Source organism: Ciceribacter sichuanensis (assembly GCF_024055605.1).
Classification (GTDB): Bacteria; Pseudomonadota; Alphaproteobacteria; order Rhizobiales; family Rhizobiaceae; genus Allorhizobium; species Allorhizobium sichuanense.
In genome coordinates this window covers 293,627-311,314 of record NZ_JAMXLX010000002.1, presented here as the reverse complement: position 1 = coordinate 311,314, position 17,688 = coordinate 293,627, and the positions used below count along the sequence as shown (strand labels likewise).

The following is a 17,688-nucleotide window of genomic DNA, read 5'->3' as shown; positions in this document are numbered from 1 at the left end:
TCGGCTTTTCACTGTCGCAAAAGGCACTGATATACAAACCAATTCGCGTGATGGTTTATCGCGGTGAATTGATCGCCATCACTACCTCGCGCAACTCGGCGGGGATTTCTTGAACGAAAGGAACGCCGGCCATGGCAAAACCCGATTTTTCACCCGAGCAGCTGGCCGCGCTGGTGGCGGCCGTACAAAAGCACGTCGATACCGAATACGACGTGAAGCTCGGCCGCTTCGAGGCGGAAAGCCTGATCGAGTTCATGGCGGGCACGGTTGGCGCACTTCATTACAATCGTGGCCTGCACGATGCTCAGGCGCTGTTCGCCCGGCAGGTCGAAAGCCTTGGCGATGCGATCTACCAGCTTGAGCGCCCGGTCGGCTCCTGAAGGCCCGCGTCAGGCGGGGATTTCGACGGTAAAGGCGAAGCGGGCCTTTTCGCCCGGCGGCAATATCTTCGTGAAGGGCCGTTTCGTGATATCGTCGGAAGCGCCGACGGCCGCGGCCGTGCCGTGCCAGGGCTCGACGCAAAGGAAGGGCGCGCTGGGCTTGGTCCAGAGCGCGAGATTCGGCAGGTTCTCGAAGCTGAAGTGCAGAGCTTCACCGCCATCGACGCCATAGGTGAGGGCTGTTCCCGTTCCCTCCGTGAAGATCATCGCGTCTTCGACGAACATTTCAGGCGATATCTCCAGCTTTCCCTCGGCGAAGGGTGAAGGAAGGCGGTCGGCACGTAGAAGTCCATCCTCCAGACGTGCCAAAGGCGGTTCCGCCCGGTTTGCGAGCAGCACCATATGCTGCTTGCCTTCTGCACCGGGTAGAGGCCACGAGAAGGCGGAGTGGAAACCTATCCCGAAGGGCATTGGTTTCTCGTCCAGATTTTCGACCTCGGCAGCAACGGTGAGCGTGTTGCCGTTGAGCGAATGAATGAGCGTGAGTGTAAATTCGAAGGGATAAACGGAGCGTGTCGCATCCGTTGCCGTCAACCGGTGTGCACAACTCGTCTGCGTTTGGTTCACGAGTGCAAATTCGTTGCGGCGGGCAAAGCCGTGCTGCGCCATATCGACCTGCCGGCCATCGATAGTCAGTTTGTTGCCCGGTGCCTTGCCGACGATCGGGAAGAGGATAGGGGATCGGCCCGACCACCAGGTTGCGTTGCCGTTCCAAAGCCATGAGCGGCCATCCGACGAGACAAGCGACTGCATTTCCGCGCCAGACGAGGAAACCTCGACGGTAAGGCGATCATTGGTGATGCTGACGATTTCCGGCATGGCTGGTCCCTTCGATTCCCGTTGGCTTACCATAGGGGCGGGGGATGACAGTTTTCAATCGTGGAACGGTGCTGGGCCGTCAGCCTTTCGGACGCGGCTGGAAAGTATGTTCGGGGCCGGGGAAGGCGCGGGCGCGGACTTCACCGGCATAGTCTTCCGCAGCCTTCGATATCACTTGCGCCAGTTCGGCATAGTGTTTGACGAAACGCGGCTTGAAGTCGTTGAAGAGGCCGAGCATGTCGTCCGAGACGAGGATCTGGCCGTCGCAGGCCGGAGACGCGCCGATGCCGATGGTCGCGGCGGATACCGAGCCGCTGATCTCGCGGGCCAGCGGCTCGACCGTGCCTTCGATGACGATGGCAAAGGCGCCGGCCTCATCGATGGCGCGGGCATCGCGGCGGATCTTGTCCGCCTCCTTCTCGCTATGGCCCTTGGAGCGGTAGCCGCCCGATGTGTTGACCTGCTGCGGCATCAGCCCGACATGACCGAGCACCGGTATGCCGCGCTGGACGAGAAAGGCCACGGTCTCGGCCATTTCCGCGCCGCCTTCCAGCTTCACGCCGTCGCACCCGGTTTCCTTCATGATACGGGCTGCCGAGCGGAATGCCTGTTCCTTCGATTCCTGATAGGAACCGAAGGGCATGTCGATGACGACGCAGGCGCGGGAGACACCGCGCATGACAGCCTGGCCGTGGGCGATCATCATTTCCATGGTGACACCGACGGTGGTGTCCATGCCGTAGAGCACCATGCCGAGACTGTCACCGACCAGCAGGAAATCGCAATGCGGATCAAGCAGGCGCGCCATCGGCGTCGTGTAGGCGGTCAGCGACACGACGGGTCGATTGCCCTTGAGAGCGGGGATGTCGGCGGGCGTGAGGCGCTTCTGACGGGGTGGTGTGCTCATCTCAGGCGGCCTCTCTGCCTCTGGCGGCGGCGTTGCCGATGACGCGGTTGTCGAGCAGCTTCGTCTTGCCGACGCGGACATAGAGAAGGACCAGGAAGGGACCGTCGAGGGTTGAAAGCGGCATCAGCGTATCCGGGTGACGCACTGCCACGACTTCCGGTGTCGCCAGCGGTTCGGCGGCGATGAATGCGGAGAGCGAACGTTCCATTTCGGCCGGATCGGTGAGGCCAAGGGCGCGTAGCCTTGCCGCTTCCTCAAGCGCCTTCGGTACGATGACGGCCGCTGCCCGTTCCTGATCCGAAAGGTAGACATTGCGCGACGAGCAGGCGAGGCCGTCCGCCTCGCGCACCGTCGGCACCGGCACGACCCGGACCGGCAGGGCGAGGTCTTCGACCATGCGGCGGATGACGGCCACCTGCTGGTAGTCCTTCTCGCCGAAATAGGCCGCATGGGGCTGGACGATGTTGAGGAGCTTGGTGACCACGGTCGCGACACCGGCGAAATGGCCGGGGCGGGCCTCGCCCTCCAGTTCCGAGCCGAGTTTCGGGACGTCGACCACGGTTTCCATCGGCCGCGGATACATGTCCTCGACGCGCGGAGCGAACAGGAAATCGACGCCAGCCAGTTCCAGCATCATGCTGTCGCGTGGAAGGTCGCGGGGATAACGATCGAGATCCTCGTTTTTGCCGAACTGCAGCGGATTGACGAAAATCGAGACGACGGTGACGTCGTTTTCGGCGCGGGAGCGCTCGACAAGGCTCATATGGCCCTGATGCAGATAGCCCATGGTCGGCACGAAGCCGATGTCGCGGGAGGCTCGGCGATGGGGGCCGAGCCGCTGCCGGAGGGCGGAAATAGTGGTGACGGTCTCCATATCGGCTCCTCCCGATTGACACGACGCGCTGCACTAGCGCCGTTCCTGTGAAAAGGCAATGTGCGGAATCGGTTGGAGGGTTTTCTCAAACGATTATATCAGCGCTGCTTACGATCTCGGCGCCGCTGGCCTTCATCTCGGCGATGGCTGCCTTCACGCCCTCGGGGTCTATGCCGCGGGACCCGTCCTCGATGAAACGCACGGTGACATCAGGCAGCATGTCCAGGGCGTCAAGCACGGAAAACTTGACGCAGTAATCCGTGGCGAGGCCCATGATGTCGACTTCGCTGACGCCGTTTTCCTGAAGATAGCTGTGGAGGCCGGTCAGCGCCGAGCGGTCGTTGTCGCGAAATGCGGAATAGCTGTCGACGGCCGGGTCCTGACCCTTGCGCTGAACGTAATCGATGGCGGAGGTATCGAGGTCGGGATGGAACTCGGCGTCGCTGGTGCCCTGCACGCAGTGATCCGGCCACATCATCTGCGGCTGGCCGGAAAGCTCGCCCAATTCGAAGGGCGTCTTGCCGGGATGCTGCGAGGCAAAGCTGCCGTGATTGGCCGGGTGCCAGTCCTGGGAGGCGACGATCAGCGTGTAGCGGCCGCTCGCCATCAAGGCATTGGCAACGGGCACCACCTTGTCACCATCCGCCACCGGCAGGTTCCCACCGGGGCAGAAACCATTCTGGATGTCGATCAGCAGCAGAGCCTTGGTCATTGTCGTTCCCTTCTTGTCTATATGCGCCGCAAGATGGCAAGCGGTGGCGGCGGGATCAAGGGCAGGCGGGGTGTTGTCCTCCGTCTTTCACGATGCGCCGGTCCCGTTCCGTGGCGTACATCAGGACATTCTACTTCGTTGGTGGATGCCACTGGACCGAGAGACTTGCTGTCATGGCACTCCGCCGGATGCGGCATGCTCTTGGATCAGTGGATTTCACCTTGCACGCTCAACCCACAGAGGCGTGCGGATAGCTCTTTTCGTGTTTGCACGGCGCCGCGCCGTTTCCGGCAATTTGACAAATATCAGTCCTGATGGAACAAAAGCATGACTGTCGTGTTTGCGCCGTGGCGAGCGTTTGCACTCGCAGCGTCAGGTTTATTTTCATAACGAATTGGAAGCGACATGATCATTGTCCTCACCGCCGTCCTGTTCGGCGCAATCGGGCTCGTGCTGGCGATCGGCGGCGTCGAGCTGGTCGCCTTGTCCGGCAGCCCCTTCTATCTTGAGGCCGGAATCGTCTTTATCCTCACCGCAATCCTGCTTCTCCTGCGCCGCAAGGCGGCGTTGTGGCTTTACGGGCTCTTCATCCTCGCCACGCTCGGCTGGGCCATTCTGGAGGTAGGCTTCGACTGGTGGCAGCTCGGGACGCGGGGAGGACTGGTCATCCTGCTCGCCTTCCTGCTTCTCCTGCCTGCCGTTAGCCGACGGCTGAACGGTGGCGATGCTCCGCTCTGGCCGGTTGGTATTCCGGTGTTGATTGCGCTGGTCGTCGCCGGTTATTCGCTTGCCATCGACCCGCTGGACAAGGAGGGTAACCTGCCAACCGAGGCCGTGGTCCAGACGCCGGCCTATGGCGGCGAGGTGGCCGATGCCGAATGGCATCAATACGGACGCACGCCTTTTGGGCAGCGCTACTCGCCGTTGGCGCAGATCACCACGGAAAACGTGAAAGATCTGAAGGTTGCATGGACCTACCAGACCGGCGACGTGAAACAGCCGGGAGATATCGGTGAAACCACCTATCAGGTGACGCCGTTGAAGATCGGCAACCGCCTCTATCTCTGCACGCCGCATAACTGGGCAATCGCGCTCGATGCGGCCACTGGCAAGGAAGTCTGGAAATACGATCCGAATGTCGGGTTGAACCCAGACCGGCAGCATCAGACCTGCCGCGGCGTAACCTATTATGCCGATCCGGCTGCGACTGCCGGAGCAGAATGCGTCACCCGCGTCTATCTGCCGACCTCGGATGCGCGTCTGATCGCGCTCGATGCCGAGAGCGGCAAGATATGCACGAGCTTTGCCGAAAGCGGTGTCCTGCACCTCGAAACCGGCATGCCGTACAATCCCGCCGGTTACTACTACTCCACGTCGCCGCCGGCGATAGCGGATGGAAAGATCATCATCGGTGGGGCCGTGAATGACAATTATTCGACGAAGGAGCAATCCGGCGTCATCCGCGCCTACGACGTGAATACCGGGGCATTGATCTGGAACTGGGACAGCGGAAATCCGGGCAGCACCCAGCCGATTGGTCCGGGAGAAACCTATACGGCCAATTCCCCGAACAGCTGGTCGGTCTTCTCGGTCGATGAACAGCTTGGCCTCATCTATATCCCGCTTGGCAATCAGGTGCCGGACCAGATCGGCATCGGCCGCAGCGAGAATGTGGAAAAATACTCCTCGTCCATCGTCGCGCTGGACATCAAGACCGGAGTAGACCGCTGGGTGCGCCAGACAGTTCATCACGATCTCTGGGACATGGATGTTCCTGCCCAGCCGGTACTGCTCGACATCACGCGGCCTGACGGTACGCCGGTGCCGGCGCTCGTCGGGCCGACCAAGCAGGGTGATCTCTATGTTCTCGACCGGCGAACCGGCGAGCCGATCATTCCGGTCAGCGAACAGCCAGCGCCGGGCGGTGCGGTGGAAGGCGACTTCTCCTCGCCGACGCAGCCGCTTTCGGCCCTGAGCTTCCGTCCGCCAAAGCTGGAAGAAAAGAACATGTGGGGCGTGACGCTGATAGACCAGATGGCGTGCCGCATCGCATTCCACAAGCTGAAATACGAGGGGCAGTACACGCCGCCGTCGCTGCAGGGCACATTGGTCTATCCCGGCAATTTCGGCACCTTCAACTGGGGTTCGGTCGCGGTCGATCCGGAACGGCAGGTGATGTTCGGCATGCCGACCTATCTCGCGTTTACCTCGCGACTGGTGCCACGCGCCGAAGTTCCTCCGCGCGGGCAGGACGAGAAGGGGTCGGAGCAAGGGCTGAACCGTAATGACGGCGCACCTTACGGCGTCTACATGGGGCCGTTCCTCTCGCCGCTTGGCATTCCCTGCCAGGCGCCGCCATGGGGTTATGTCGCGGGTGTCGATCTCCGGACTGGCCAGATCGCCTACAAGCACCGGAACGGCACCGTCATGGACATGACGCCATTGCCGCTGCCCTTCAAGGTCGGTGTGCCCGGCATCGGTGGGCCGATGATCACCAAGGGCGGCGTCGCGTTCCTTGGTGCGGCGGTCGATAACTACCTCAGGGCCTATGACCTGACCACGGGCCACGAACTGTGGAAGGCACGTCTGCCGGCGGGCGGGCAGGCGACGCCGATGACCTATGCTCTCGACGACGGCAAGCAGTATGTCGTGATGGTCGCCGGTGGCCATGGATCGGTCGGCACCAAGCCGGGCGGCTATGTCATGGCCTTCACCTTGCCTTGATCCACCTTTGCGGAAAAAGCGAGGAGCCGTTCTCCCCGGGCGCGAATGCCCGGGGAGTGCTGTTTAACCCATGAAAACTGAGGGAGAAACCGAACGTTAACCATGTGGACCTTACACACATATCGTAACGTAAGGATGCTTCGTATGAGTGATTTCGCCGCCAACGGCCAGACTGCCCCATCCATCGCCTTCTTTCCCCTGACCGGTCGCCGCGATCTGATTCGCCGGTCTGCCGTGGAACTCGACCGGTTGAACGGCCATCATGCGGTCAACTACTGGCGTTCCGTCTGCCGCTCGCTTGGTGACGAACTGCTCGCTCTGGGATGCCCGGAAGAGGAAATGCGCTTGGAAATCATGGATTTTCAGGCCGCTGTGCAGGCCGAATTGATGTGGCTTCACCGTGGCGAAGAAGCTCGCGGCTGACACGCCGACGACATTTCCCCGAACGATGTCTTCAAAGAAAAATAGCCGCATCTCGCGGCTATTTTCGTTTCCGTAATCAGAAGATATGTGTCTCAAACCTTCTCGACGAAGCCGTCGAGCACGCGTTTTTCGCCGGCGCGGTCGAAATTGATCGTCAGCTTGTTGCCCTCGATTGCCGCCACGTTGCCGTTGCCGAACTTGATATGGAACACGCGGTCACCGACCACGAATTTCGACGGTGTATCGGCCACCGATTTTGCCACCAGTTCGCCGTCGATGGTGCGGGCGCGGGGACCGCTCTCACCGTAACCGATGCGCTCGACGGCATGGCCGGAGCGGCTGCCCCAGTTGTCGCGGGTGGCGTCGGTCTTGTTCTGCTGTGCCCGCTTCCAGCCCGGAGTGGAATAGCTGTTCTGGAAGGGCTCGGCCTTGTCGAAGCGCGACTGACCATAGCCGCCGCGACCGTAGCCGCCATAGGACTGTTCCGTCTGGGCGACCTCGACATGGGTGACCGGCAACTCATCGAGGAAGCGTGACGGCATGGTCGATTGCCAGAGGCCGTGGATACGCCGGTTCGATACGAACCAGATGTGGCAGCGGCGCTTGGCGCGCGTGATGCCCACATAGGCGAGGCGGCGTTCTTCCTCCAGGCCTGCGCGTCCGCCTTCGTCGAGTGCGCGCTGGTGGGGGAATAGGCCTTCCTCCCAGCCGGGCAGGAAGACGGTATCGAATTCGAGACCCTTGGCCGAATGCAGCGTCATGATCGACACGGCATCCATGTCCTCGTTCTGTTCGGCATCCATGACCAGCGAAACATGTTCAAGGAAGCCGCGCATCGATTCGAAGGCTTCCATCGAGCGGATGAGTTCTTTCAGGTTTTCGAGGCGTCCGGGGGCTTCCGCCGACTTGTCGTTTTTCCACATATCGGTATAGCCGGACTCTTCCAGGATCTGTTCGGCGAGCTCGGTATGTGGAGTCGTTTCAAGCAGTTCCTGCCATCTTCTGAACATCTGAATCACGTCGAAAAGCGCCTTTCGGGCCTTCGGCTTCAGTTCGTCCGTCTCGATGAGATCGCCGGCTGCGGCGAGCATGGGGATGTCGCGAGCGCGGGCATAATCGTGCAGCGTGCGGATCGTCGTGTCGCCAAGGCCGCGCTTCGGCGTGTTGACGATGCGCTCGAAGGCGAGGTCGTCGGCAGGCTGGCAGACGAGCCGGAAATAGGCCATGGCGTCGCGGATTTCGAGGCGCTCGTAGAAGCGCGGACCACCGACAACCCGGTAGTTCAGACCCAGCGTCACGAAGCGATCTTCGAACTCGCGCATCTGGAAGGAGGCACGGACAAGGATCGCCATGTCGTTGAGGTTGTGCTTCTTACCGTCACCATCACCGCGCTGAAGCTGTTCGATTACCTCGCCGACGGCGCGGGCTTCCTCTTCGCTATCCCACGCGGCATGGACGACGACCTTTTCATCGTCGGGTTCCCGCCGGTCGGTGAATAGCGTCTTGCCGAGACGGCCTTCGTTGTGGGCGATCAGGTGGCCGGCTGCGCCGAGAATGTGCTCGGTCGAGCGGTAGTTGCGTTCCAGCTTGATGACCTTGGCGCCGGGAAAATCCTTCTCGAAGCGCAGGATGTTGTCTACTTCCGCACCGCGCCAGCCGTAGATCGACTGGTCATCGTCGCCGACGCAGCAGACGTTCTGCGGAACCCCCTGCGGGCGTTGCGCCAGCAGGCGCAGCCACATGTACTGCGCTGTGTTGGTGTCCTGATACTCATCGACGAGGATGTAGCGGAATTTCTGGTGATAGTCCTTCAGCACATCCGGGTTCATACGGAACATGCGGATCGGGTGCAGCAGCAGGTCGCCGAAATCGCAGGCGTTCAGCGATTTCAGGCGGTTCTGGTAGGCGGCGTAGAGTTCTCGACCCTTGCCGTTGGCGAAGGCCCGGGCGTCGCCTTCCGGGATCTGCGAGGGGTCCAGTGCCTTGTTCTTCCAGCCGTCGATCATGGCGGCGAATTGCTTGGCCGGCCAGCGCTTGTCGTCTATGCCTTCCGCCTGGATCAACTGCTTGATCAGGCGCACCACGTCGTCAGTGTCGAGGATGGTGAAATCGGAATTGAGACCGACAAGCTCGGCATGGCGGCGAAGCAGCTTGACGCCGATCGAGTGGAAGGTGCCGAGCCAGGGCATGCCTTCCACGGCGCCGCCGACCAGCAGGCCGATGCGCTCCTTCATCTCGCGCGCGGCCTTGTTGGTGAAGGTTACGGCAAGGATCTGGGAGGGAAAGGCGCGGCCGGTCGCGAGGATATGGGCGATACGGGTGGTGAGCACGCGGGTCTTGCCGGTGCCGGCGCCGGCGAGCACCAGAACGGGACCGTCGGTGGTTTCGACCGCTTCGCGCTGCTCCGGATTGAGGCCGGCGAGATAGTCCGTGTTACGGGTCTGATCGCGGGCGGCCATGGCGCGCGCGGCGATGCCGAGGCCGCCGGCTGCCGGAGCTGAACCGGAGGGTGCGCCGCCTGCCGGCTTGCGCGGCGCGGGCTCCTCATCGAAGAAGGGAATGTCGTCGAAACCGTTACTCATGCGGCTCAATGTAGTGATTCGGGATGGAAAGGCGAGTCAAGACGTTCTCCTTTCATTCCGACACCACTGTGACCGGCCGCCCAATAGGTGGATGAGACGGCCTATTCCAGATCGGCCATCAGCGCGTCGATCTCGAGGCTCCACTCGGCTTTCCAGAGTTTCCGGGTCGGCTCGTCCAGCCAGCTTCCGTCGATGGCGTTCATCACGCTTGCGCGGATATCGCTCGGGGAAAAGCCGAGGAAGTGCGCTGCCTTGCGGTATTCCGCGCCGAGATCGGTGAAGAACATCGGCGGATCGTCGCTGTTGAGCATGACCTTCAGGCCGAACTCCTTCATCCGGCGGATGGCATGATCGGGGCTCGTCAGATCATGCCAGGGAGAGGTGATGGCGCTGGTCGAAGGGCAGACGGTGAAGAGGATGTCTTCGTCGCGGCAGCGGGCCATCAGTTCGGGATCGTTGACCACGTGATAGCCGTGGTCGATGCGGCGAACCTTGAGGGCGTCGAGCGAGCCGCGGATGAAATCCGCAGGTCCTGTCTCACCGGCATGGGCGGTCACCTTCAGGCCGGCGGAACGAGCCCGGTCGAAAAGAGCGGCGTAGGGTTCCGGAGGGAAGGGGGCTTCGTTGAAATCGAGGCCGATGCCGACGAGCTTTTCGTCACGCCGCGCGAGGACCATGTCGAGGAACTCTTCGCCCGCATCGGGGCCGAGTTCTCGGTTGATCCCCGGAGCGCACACGCTGACGATGCCGAAATCCGCTTCCGCCTCCGCCATGCCGGCCGTGATGCCGTCCATCTGTGTGTCGAAGCCGACGCCATGGGGGAAGTGCACCTGCGGGGAGAAAAAGAATTCTACGTAGCGGGCGTTATGGGCAGCGCAGTTTTCCAGCATCTCGTAGGTGATGCGCCGGTAATCATCCGCTGAAACCACGCTGTCGGAAACGGCGGTATAGATCGCCAGGAAGTCCTTGAGGTTGTCGTAGTGGTAGAGTTCCTCGGCCTTTTTGAAGGGCGGCAGCGTCACGCCATTCTTGGCGGCGAGATCGACGGCGGTCTGGGGGCGGATGGATCCTTCGAGATGAAGATGCAGTTCCATTTTCGGTATGCGGGCAAGAAAATCATCCAATGAAAGCATTTTGACGACCCGGTTACACAATGGCGATGGCTGCCGCCGATAATGTCGGCGTATCCTGAAGGTTTGTCGCAGTGCAGCAATTGTCAAGGAGGGGGATAGCGCCCTGCGGATGACATTTTGGTAATGTACCGTTTCTTGACTTGCCGAAGCGGGCCGACGGGGAAATATTGCGGCGCAAGCCGGCCCCGTAACGCGCGGCAATTTCGCGACAGCCCAGCCGAAACCGGCTGTCGTCATCAAGACTGGAGTCCCCGATGGCGTTTTGGAAGCAGTTGCTGCTGAGTGTTGTGGCGATCGCGCTCTGTCTCCTGGGGTGGATATGGCTCGTGCCCGGCGCCGGCGCGCTTCTGGCGCGGGCGGGCGTGCCCCAGTCTGTCATCGCCATGATCGGCCCCGGCGAGGCATCGAAAGCCACCGAGGGTAAGGGCAGCGGTAACGGTGGCGGGCAGGGCGGTAATCGCAATGGCAACGCCGCGCCATCCGTCGTTGTGCAGAACGTGAAGATTGGGCTCGTCAACGACAGGCTTTCCGCCATCGGCACGGGCGACGCCATCCAGTCGGTAACCGTCATGCCGCAGGTGGCCGGAACGCTTCTCGAGATCCACGTGAAGTCCGGTGACAAGGTCACCAAGGGACAGCTGATCGCGCGGCTGGAGAACGAGGAACAGCGTATCGCCCGCGATCAGGCACAGGTGGCTCTCAAGAGCGCGACCGAGAAATCTCAGCTCTACACCAATCTCAAATCCAGCGTATCGCGCATCGATGCCTTCGACGCGGACATCGCGCTGGAAACGGCGAAGCTTGCGCTCGCCTCTGCCGAACTCGAACTGAAGCGCCGCGACATCGTGGCGCCGATCGACGGCATCGCGGGTATAGTGACGGTGAATGTGGGCGACAATGTCACCACGTCGACCGCAATCGCGACGGTGGACGACCGTTCCGAGCTGCTGGTCGATTACTGGGTGCCCGAACGTTTCGCCCCGATCGTCAAGGTCGGGCAGCCGGTGAATGCCAAGGCGGTGGCGCGGCCGGGCAGTGTCTATGACGGCAGCGTCGAGGCGGTGGACAACCGGATCGACGAAGCGAGCCGTACGCTCAGGGTCAGGGCGCGCATCGGCAACGACAATGACGATCTCAGGGCCGGCATGGCCTTCACCGTCGCGATGACCTTTGCGGGCGAACGATACCCGGCCGTGGATCCGCTATCCGTCCAGTGGGACAGCGAGGGCTCCTTTGTCTGGCGGGTCACGAACAGCAAGGCCGAGCGGGTTCCCGTGCGGATCGTGCAGCGCAATCCCGATGCCGTATTGGTGGAAGCCGCCCTTGCCGATGGCGACCGGGTTGTGACCGAAGGCGTCCAGCGCGTCAGGGTCGGGCGTACAGTGCAGATCGTGGGTGACGAAGCCGGAGCCTCGAAACCCGATAACGGCGAGAAACCGGTGGCGAGCCGATGAGCGAAGCGACGAATGATACAACGGTCACGCCTGAAGCTGAGAAGCTGGCGGAGGAGCACGAGCCCAAGGCCGCCCCGGATGTGCAGGCCGGCTTTACCGCGCTTTTCATCCGACGTCCGATTTTTGCGGCGGTTCTCAATGCCCTGATGGTCGTTGCGGGCCTCGCCGCCTTCTACGGGATCGAAGTGCGTGAACTGCCGGATGTCGACCGGCCGGTCATTACGGTCAGAACCACGTTCGACGGCGCGTCTCCACAGACCGTCGACCAGCAGGTGACGACCGTCATCGAAGGGGCCGTGGCGCGTGTCGCGGGCCTGAAGGCGCTTTCGTCCGCATCCTCCTTCGGCAACAGCCGCGTCACGCTTGAATTCACCGATACCACCGACCTTAATGTCGCCGCCAGCGACGTGCGCGATGCCATCGCCCGCGTGACCTACAGCCTGCCTGATGACGCCGACGAGCCGCGCATTGTCAAGGCTGACTCGGATTCCGATCCGGTCATGCGACTCGCCGTCACCTCGGACCGGATGAACATCGAGGATCTGACCCTTCTGGTCGACAACGAGATTTCCGACCGGCTGGCCTCGGTCGAAGGCGTTGCCGATATCGAGCTTTACGGCGAACAGGAGAAGATCTTCCGGGTGGATGTCGACCAGTCGGCACTCGCAAGCCGGGGGCTGACCATCGCTTCGCTGGCAAGCGCGCTTTCCGATATCGCCTTCGACGTTCCGGCCGGTTCGATCACCAGTTCGACGCAGGACATCGTGGTGCGCGCGACCGCGGACCTCCGGACGCCCCAGGATTTCGCCAATCTGATCGTTCAGGACAAGGTGCGGCTCGGCGACGTCGCGACCATTACCTTCGGCCCGGACCTGCGCAGCACCGCGCTGCGTTCGAACGGCAAGGCCGGCATCGGCCTCGGCGTGATCCGTCAGGCGAAATCGAACACGCTCAGTATTTCGAACGGGATCAAGACCGCTGTTGAGGCGATGCAGAAGGATCTGCCGGAGGGCACGCAGATCCGCATCACCAGTGATGACGCGGTGTTCATCCGCGGGTCTATCGACGAAGTCGTGAACGCGCTGGTGCTCGCGGCTGTGATCGTCATCGGCATCATCTATCTCTTCCTGCGCGACTGGCGCGCGACGCTCATTCCGGCGATCACCATGCCGGTGTCGCTGATCGGCACGCTGGCGGCGGTTTATCTGGTCGGGTTCTCGATCAACATCCTGACGCTGCTGGCGATCGTTCTGGCAACCGGCCTCGTGGTCGATGACGCCATCGTGGTTCTGGAAAACATCGTGCGGCGGCGGGCGCAGGGCCTTGGTCCCCGGGCGGCGGCAGTGCTCGGCACGCGGGAAGTTTTCTTCGCCGTCATCGCCACGACTGCGACGCTTGCAGCGGTCTTCGTGCCGCTTTCCTTCCTGCCGGGGCAGGTGGGTGGCCTGTTTCGCGAATTCGGTTTCGTGCTCGCCTTCTCGGTGACGCTGTCATCCATCGTGGCGCTCACGCTCTGCCCCATGCTCGCCTCGCGCATGCTGACCTCGCATGCTATCCATCACGGGAAGGGTTTGCTTGGACGGTTCGGCGATGCGTTTTCGGCCTTCTACCGGGTGGCGCTGCGGGCTTGCCTCAACGCGCCGATGGTGGTGTTCGTGGTCGCGGTGATCTTTTCCGGTGCGGCCTTCGGAGACTTTTCCCTGATTACCAACGAATTGACGCCGCGCGAGGACCGCTCGACGGTGACCTTGCGCGTGACGGCGCCGCAAGGTGTCAGCCTCGATTACATGCAGGACCAGATGCGCCGGATCGAGGAGGCGCTGAAGCCGCTCCGCGACGATGGCGAAATTGCCAACCTGTTCTCGATCTCGGGTTTCGGCAGCAATACCAATAGCGGTTTCATGGTTTTGACGCTTGCGCCCTGGAGCGAGCGGGAGCGCAGCCAGGACACCATCGTGCGCGACATCAACAAGGCGACCGCGGGCATTCCCGGTGTCAACGCCTTTGCTCAGCAGCCGAACAGCCTGAGAATCCGCGGCGGCGGCAGCGGTCTGCAATTCGCGCTTGTCGGTTCGAACCACGAGCAGCTGACGGTGGCGGCGATCAAGGTGGTTGCCGCGCTTGAGGCCGACGGCAGCTTCGACAATCCGCGCCTGACCAACGACATCAGCCAGGCCCAGCTCGGCGTGAGCATTGACCGCGAGCGTGCCGCAGATCTCGGTATCAACATCACCGGGCTCGCCCAGGCGCTGCAATCGCTGCTCGATGGGCGTTCCATCGGCGATGTCTATATCGACGGCGAATCCTATCCGGTGAAGCTCACCTCGACCACGCGTCCGATCGACGATCCGACAGACCTCGAGAACATCTTCCTCAAGACCGGCGACGGCAAGATCGTGCCGATGTCCGTCATCGCAAAGCTGCAGGAAAAGGCCGTCGCGCCGAGCCTCCAGCGGGAACAGCAGCTTGCCGCGGTGCAGATCACGGCGGGTCTCGGACCGGGGCTTTCGCTGGGGTCGGCGCTTGAAAAGGCGCAGACCATTGCAGGACCGCTGCTGCCGCCCGGCGCGCGTATCCTGCCGCTGGCAGAGGCTGCGACCCTCAGCGAAAATACCGGCGGCATGGGCATCACCTTCGGTTTTGCCATCGTCATCATCTTCCTGGTGCTGGCCGCGCAGTTCGAAAGCGTGCTGTCATCGGTGATCATCATGGCGACGGTGCCGCTGGGGCTTGCCTGCGCCGTTTTCGCCCTGCTATTCACCGGCACCAGCCTCAACGTCTACAGCCAGATCGGTCTGGTCATGCTGGTTGGCATCATGGCGAAGAACGGCATCCTGATCGTGGAATTCGCCAACCAGTTGCGTGACCGCGGGCAGGATGTGCGTGAGGCGATCGAGAATGCCGCCAACATGCGCCTGCGGCCGGTGATGATGACGATGATCGCCACCATTCTCGGCGGCGTGCCGCTGGTCTTCGCCCATGGCGCTGGTGCGGAAGCCCGCATCGCACTCGGCTGGGTTATCGTCGGTGGTCTCGGCCTTGCAACGGTGGTGACGTTGTTCGTGACGCCGGTCGCCTATCTGGCGCTTGCCCGCTTCGCCAAGCCGCATGCCCATGAAGAGGAGCGGCTGCAGCGGGAAATGGCTTTTGCCGCCTCGGTCGAGGCAGGCGAGTGATATGATTACCGAAGCGCCGGAGGTGCTTCCCGGGACCTGAATAGTCTTGAAATTTGCCAGGGGAGAATATCTTGACGCAACGGCAAATCGAGGTAGCGACATCCGACGGCATTGCTTCTGCCCATCTGTTTGGCGATGCCGGAGCGACTGCTGGCGTCATTCTCTACATGGACGCCTTCGGTCCGCGGGCGGCGCTTTTCGGCATGGCGGAGCGCCTTGCGGATGAGGGGTATGCCGTGCTGGTGCCTGACTTATTCTATCGCTTCGGAACCTATGGACCGTTCGATGCTGCGACCGCGTTCAGTACTCCGGAAACCGCAACGCAGCTGCGGTCGATGATCGGCGGCACGACGCAGGCGATGACCGCGGAGGACACCGGCTTTTTCCTTGCTGCCCTGAGGCAGGCCGGCGCAACTGGCCCGATCGCGGTCGTGGGCTATTGCATGGGAGGCAGTCGTGCCCTGACGGCGGCGGGAACCTATCCCGACGATATCGTCGCTGCCGCGAGCTTCCATGGCGGCAATCTCGCAAGCGAAGCGCCCGATAGTCCGCATCTGCTGGCGGACAGGATGCGGGCGCGGGTCTATGTCGGCACGGCTGGCTTGGATGGTTCTTTCTCGCCGGAACAGTCGAACCGGTTCGTCGATGCCTTTCGCCGGGCGGAAGTCGATTTCGCGCTGGAAAACTATGTCGGCATGGCCCACGGCTGGTGTGTTCCCGATCACAGCGTTTACTCGGTTAACGGTGCAGAGCGCCATTGGCGGCGGCTCACCACGCTTCTTTCGGAAACGCTTAAGGCGGACTGATTTCAGTTCGTGACCGACTGTGCGGACCTGCTCCTGCACTGGACAAAGCCCCGCCGCTGTCCCATAGCTGCCGCCTCAAGACCGGCTTCGAACCGGCCGTGGAATGTGCAGGAGATGCAGTCATGGTGATGAAGGATGTGGTGCCGGGTGCGCGCAACGAGGAGGGGATCGCCAAGGTTCTCGGCATCCTGAAGCAGGAGTTCGGCGAGCGATTCCATACCGGCCAGTCTTTCCGTGAGCAGCATAGCCACACCACCACCTATCTGCCTTCGCAACTGCCTGATGGCGTCGTCTTCGTGGAAAATTCCGAGGAAGTGAAGACGGTGGTCCGAACTTGCGCCGCCCACAAAGTTCCGATGATCCCGTTCGGCACCGGCTCTTCGCTGGAAGGTCATGTGAATGCGCCGAGCGGGGGCATCTCGGTCGATTTCAGTCGGATGAACCGGGTGATCGAAGTGAACCCGGAAGATCTCGACTGCACGGTCGAACCCGGTGTCACTCGCGAGGATCTGAATACCTATCTGCGCGACACCGGCCTTTTCTTCCCGATCGATCCGGGCGCGAATGCCTCTCTCGGCGGCATGGCGTCGACGCGCGCCTCCGGCACCAACGCCGTACGCTACGGCACGATGAAGGAGAATGTGCTGGCGCTGACCGTCGTCACCGCAAATGGCGAGGAAATCAGGACGGCGCAGCGGGCGCGGAAATCTTCCGCCGGCTATGACCTGACCCGGCTTTTCGTCGGAGCGGAAGGCACGCTCGGCATCATCACCTCCATCACGCTGAAGCTGCAGGGCATTCCCGCCAAGATCAGCGGTGGCGTCTGTGCCTTTCCAAGCCTAAAGGCCGCCTGCGATGCCGTCGTCATGACGATCCAGATGGGCATTCCGGTCGCCCGTATCGAATTGCTGGACGAAATGCAGATGAAGGCGGTCAACGCCTATTCGAAGCTCTCCTATCCGGAAAAGCCGACGCTCTTCCTTGAATTCCATGGCACAGAAGAGACGGTCGAGATGCAGGCCGGGCAGTTCCGGGAAATCGCCGCGGAATTTGGTTCGGATGAATTCCAGTACACCACCAATGCCGAGGAACGGGCACAGCTCTGGAAGGCTCGTCACAACGCTTATTGGGCGGGTCGGGCTCTGGCTCCGGAACTGAACGGCCTTTCGACCGATGTCTGCGTGCCGATCTCGCGGCTTGCTGAATGCGTGGCCGAGACCCAGGCCGACATTCGCGAAACGGGTCTTCTGGCGCCGATTGTCGGGCACGCCGGCGACGGCAATTTCCATGTGCTGATGCTGTTCAACGACAAGGACCCGGAAGATCTCGCGCGCAGCGAGGCCTTCATGGCCCGTCTCAACGCGCGTGCGCTCGCCATGGGTGGCACCTGCACCGGCGAGCACGGCGTGGGGCAGGGCAAGATGAGCTATCTGGAGCAGGAACTGCCCTCGGCGCTGCCGGTCATGCGATCGATCAAGAAGAGCCTCGATCCGGACAATATCTTCAATCCCGGCAAGATCTTCCGGCTGTAAAAGCCAATCCTTGCAGTTGCCGCAGGGCAAAATACGGGTAGTCTTGCCGCGAAACCAGAGCATGTCGCGCAAAAGTGTTGAGCGGTTTTGCGGCAACGACATGCGA

13 protein-coding genes are annotated in these 17,688 nt (G+C 62.0%); 7 read left to right on the top strand and 6 right to left on the bottom strand.

Annotated elements, in window-relative coordinates; all coding sequences use genetic code 11:
- Positions 1-131: 131 nt before the first annotated feature.
- A complete protein-coding gene (locus tag NBH21_RS07875) occupies positions 132-380 on the top strand; it encodes a DUF2164 domain-containing protein (protein ID WP_250916025.1) in 249 nt (82 codons plus the stop codon).
- A gap of 9 nt (positions 381-389) precedes the next feature.
- On the opposite strand, the gene NBH21_RS07870 is transcribed toward NBH21_RS07875, so the two are convergent.
- From NBH21_RS07870 to pncA, 4 genes are all read right to left on the bottom strand, one after another.
- Complete coding sequence (locus NBH21_RS07870) at positions 390-1,259, bottom strand: aldose 1-epimerase family protein (protein WP_250916026.1); 870 nt, start codon at positions 1,257-1,259, stop codon at positions 390-392.
- Between the two features lie 79 nt (positions 1,260-1,338).
- Positions 1,339-2,166 carry a 3-methyl-2-oxobutanoate hydroxymethyltransferase gene (gene panB, locus NBH21_RS07865; RefSeq protein WP_250916027.1) on the bottom strand — a complete coding sequence of 276 codons (828 nt, stop codon included), beginning with the start codon at positions 2,164-2,166 and terminating at the stop codon, positions 1,339-1,341.
- A 1-nt stretch (position 2,167) separates the two neighbouring features.
- Positions 2,168-3,040, bottom strand: coding sequence for a pantoate--beta-alanine ligase (gene panC, locus NBH21_RS07860; protein WP_250916028.1), 873 nt, complete (start codon positions 3,038-3,040; stop codon positions 2,168-2,170).
- An 85-nt stretch (positions 3,041-3,125) separates the two neighbouring features.
- Complete coding sequence (pncA, locus tag NBH21_RS07855; RefSeq protein ID WP_250916029.1) at positions 3,126-3,752, bottom strand: bifunctional nicotinamidase/pyrazinamidase; 627 nt, start codon at positions 3,750-3,752, stop codon at positions 3,126-3,128.
- A 405-nt stretch (positions 3,753-4,157) separates the two neighbouring features.
- On the opposite strand from pncA, the gene NBH21_RS07850 reads away from it, so the two are divergent.
- Together NBH21_RS07850 and NBH21_RS07845 are read left to right on the top strand one after the other, a co-directional pair.
- Complete coding sequence (locus tag NBH21_RS07850) at positions 4,158-6,476, top strand: glucose/quinate/shikimate family membrane-bound PQQ-dependent dehydrogenase (RefSeq protein ID WP_250916030.1); 2,319 nt, start codon at positions 4,158-4,160, stop codon at positions 6,474-6,476.
- 144 nt (positions 6,477-6,620) lie between these two features.
- Complete coding sequence (locus tag NBH21_RS07845; protein ID WP_250916031.1) at positions 6,621-6,899, top strand: DUF6074 family protein; 279 nt, start codon at positions 6,621-6,623, stop codon at positions 6,897-6,899.
- Between the two features lie 92 nt (positions 6,900-6,991).
- On the opposite strand, the gene NBH21_RS07840 is transcribed toward NBH21_RS07845, so the two are convergent.
- Together NBH21_RS07840 and add are read right to left on the bottom strand one after the other, a co-directional pair.
- Positions 6,992-9,481, bottom strand: coding sequence for an ATP-dependent helicase (locus NBH21_RS07840; RefSeq protein WP_250916032.1), 2,490 nt, complete (start codon positions 9,479-9,481; stop codon positions 6,992-6,994).
- Positions 9,482-9,582: 101 nt separating this feature from the next.
- Entirely contained in the window at positions 9,583-10,575 is a 993-nt protein-coding gene (add, locus tag NBH21_RS07835) for an adenosine deaminase (protein WP_250916033.1), read from the bottom strand.
- 293 nt (positions 10,576-10,868) lie between these two features.
- On the opposite strand from add, the gene NBH21_RS07830 reads away from it, so the two are divergent.
- From NBH21_RS07830 to NBH21_RS07815, 4 genes are all read left to right on the top strand, one after another.
- Positions 10,869-12,068 carry an efflux RND transporter periplasmic adaptor subunit gene (locus tag NBH21_RS07830; protein ID WP_250916034.1) on the top strand — a complete coding sequence of 400 codons (1,200 nt, stop codon included), beginning with the start codon at positions 10,869-10,871 and terminating at the stop codon, positions 12,066-12,068.
- Positions 12,065-15,244, top strand: a complete 3,180-nt coding sequence (locus NBH21_RS07825) for an efflux RND transporter permease subunit (RefSeq protein WP_250916035.1) — start codon at positions 12,065-12,067, stop codon at positions 15,242-15,244. The genes NBH21_RS07830 and NBH21_RS07825 overlap by 4 nt, the downstream gene beginning before the upstream one ends.
- 71 nt (positions 15,245-15,315) lie before the next feature.
- The gene (locus NBH21_RS07820) at positions 15,316-16,050 is read left to right on the top strand and encodes a dienelactone hydrolase family protein (RefSeq protein ID WP_250916036.1); all 735 of its coding nucleotides are present in this window, start codon (positions 15,316-15,318) and stop codon (positions 16,048-16,050) included.
- A gap of 122 nt (positions 16,051-16,172) precedes the next feature.
- The gene (locus NBH21_RS07815; RefSeq protein ID WP_250916037.1) at positions 16,173-17,582 is read left to right on the top strand and encodes an FAD-binding oxidoreductase; all 1,410 of its coding nucleotides are present in this window, start codon (positions 16,173-16,175) and stop codon (positions 17,580-17,582) included.
- Positions 17,583-17,688 lie beyond the last annotated feature (106 nt).